At 73.0% G+C, this 2,221-nt stretch carries 2 protein-coding genes; both read right to left on the bottom strand.

Annotated elements, in window-relative coordinates; translation table 11 throughout:
- Window positions 1-1,223, bottom strand: a 1,223-nt coding sequence (locus tag BUE44_RS35555) for a beta-ketoacyl synthase N-terminal-like domain-containing protein (RefSeq protein WP_200804637.1), incomplete at its 3' end; no start/stop codon positions are given.
- 83 nt (window positions 1,224-1,306) lie between these two features.
- On the bottom strand, window positions 1,307-2,221 hold a 915-nt coding region (locus tag BUE44_RS35550), incomplete at its 5' end, for a beta-ketoacyl reductase (RefSeq protein WP_143172682.1).

Here is a 2,221-nt window from a genome sequence, read left to right as displayed (position 1 = left end):
AGGGTGGCGGGCAACTGCCCTTCCCGCAGGGCGAGGACCATTTTGATGACGCCGGCGATGCCTGCGGCGGCCTGCGTGTGGCCGATGTTGGACTTCACCGAGCCCAGCAGCAGGGGCCGTTGCGCCGGCCGGTCCTTGCCGTACGTCGCCTGGAGCGCTTGCGCCTCGATCGGGTCACCCAGCGGCGTCCCGGTGCCGTGCGCCTCGACGACGTCGACGTCGTCCGTCGCCAGCTGTGCGTCGGCCAACGCCGCTCGGATGACGCGCTCTTGAGAAGGGCCGTTGGGCGCGGTGAGGCCGTTGCTGGCGCCGTCCTGGTTCGTGGCGCTGCCACGGATGACGGCGAGCACGCGGTGCCCGTTGCGCTCGGCGTCCGACAGCCGCTCCAGAAGGACCATGCCGACGCCTTCGGCGAGGCTGAAGCCGTCGGCGCCGGCGGAGAAGGGCTTGCAGCGGCCGTCGGGTGCCAGGCCGCGCTGCCGGCTGAACTCCAGGAAAGGGTTCGGGCTGGGCAGGACGGTCACGCCGCCGGCCAGTGCGAGCGTGCACTCGTCGTTGCGCAGCGCCTGGGTCGCGAGATGCAGGGCGACCAGGGACGACGAGCAGGCGGTGTCCACGCTGACCGCCGGCCCTTCGAGGCCCAGCGTGTACGCGACCCGCCCCGACGCGACCGATGTCGTGTTGCCGATGAGGAAGTACCCCTCGCAGGCGGCCCCCGAGGCGTCGCGGCTGCTCGGCACGTACTCCTGGGCGATCACGCCGGTGAACACGCCGGTACGGGTGCCGCGCAGCGTCGTCGGGTCCAGCCGGGCGTTTTCCAGCGCCTCCCAGGCGGTGTGCAGGAGCAGTCGCTGCTGCGGGTCGGTGGCCAGCGCCTCGCGCGGGTTGATGCCGAAGAAGTCCGCGTCGAACTCGCCTGCGTCGTAGAGGAATCCGCCACGCCGGGCGTAGCTGGTCCCGAGGCGGTCGGCGTCCGGGTCGTAGAGGCCCTCCAGGTCCCAGCCGCGGTCGGTCGGGAACGGCCCGGTGGCGTCGGTCCCTTCGACCAGCAGCGACCACAGCTCGTCCGGGGTGCTCACGCCGCCGGGGAACCGGCAGGCCATCCCGACGATCGCGATCGGCTCGTGCCGCTCCGCCTCGGCGTCATGCAGGCGCTCGCGAGCCTGCTGAAGATCGGCCATCGCACGCTTGAGATAGGTGCGGAGCTTTTCTTCGTTGTCCATCAGGTCTCATTCCTCTCGGAGCGGCGCGCCGCGGTGGGGCGGCCGGGCCTGGCGGGCGCGGTGGCGCGGATCGGGGGCGCGGCTCAAGGGGCGCTGCCGAGCCCCTTGTCGAATGCCTCGAACAGCTCGTCGTCGGAGGCGGAGTCGAAGTCGGTGGTGGAACCGGCGCCGTCCTTCGGGGCGTACGCGGCATTCCAGGCGCGCAGCAGGTCCTGGAGCCGGGCAGCGGTCTTGGCGTGGTGTGCGGGATCCGTGTCCGTCGGCAGCCCGTCGCCGGCGACGGCCGCCACGGCGGCCTCCAGCGCGGCGAGTTCGGCCCCGATCGGGTCGCCGCCGCTGTCGGCCGGGGCGGTGCCGGTGCTCTCCGCGACGAGCGCGATGATCCGGCCGGCGAGCGCGGCGGGGGTCGGGTAGTCGAAGACCAGGGTGGCGGGCAGCCGCAGCCCGGTGGCGGCGTTGATCAGATTGCGCAGCTCGACCGCGGTGAGCGAGTCGAAGCCCAGCTCCTTGAACGCGTTGTCGCTGCGGACGAGTTCCGGCGTGGCGTGCCCCAGCACCGTGGCCGTGTGGGTACGGACCAGGGCGAGCACGGTGCTGCGCTGCTCGGCCGCGGGCAGCCGGCTCAGGGCGGCGGCGAAGGACTCCGCCGCTTCCGCCGTCGGCGTGGTGGCCGCCGCGGTGCGCCGCGGAAGGCGTACGAGGTCGCGCAGCACGGACGGGAGCGACCGGGGGTCCGGGTGGCGGCGGAGCACTCCGCTGTCGATCGGTGTGAGCACCGCGAGAGTCAGCCCCGACCGCAGAGTGTCATCGAGGAGGGCTAGGGCGTGCGGTGTGGTGAGGGCGGAGACACCGCCCCGCTGCAGCCGGCTGTGCTGCCCCGCGTCGAGGCCCCCCGTCATCGCACTGGTCTGTTCCCACAGGCCCCAGGCGAGGCTGGTGGCGGGTTGGTGGTGGGTGTGGCGGTGGTGGGCGAGTGCGTCGAGGAAGCTGTTGGCGGC

Source organism: Actinacidiphila paucisporea (assembly GCF_900142575.1).
GTDB lineage: Bacteria > Actinomycetota > Actinomycetes > Streptomycetales > Streptomycetaceae > Actinacidiphila > Actinacidiphila paucisporea.
The sequence above is the reverse complement of the archived record's forward strand: the minus strand, read 5'-3'. Positions and strand labels throughout refer to the sequence as shown.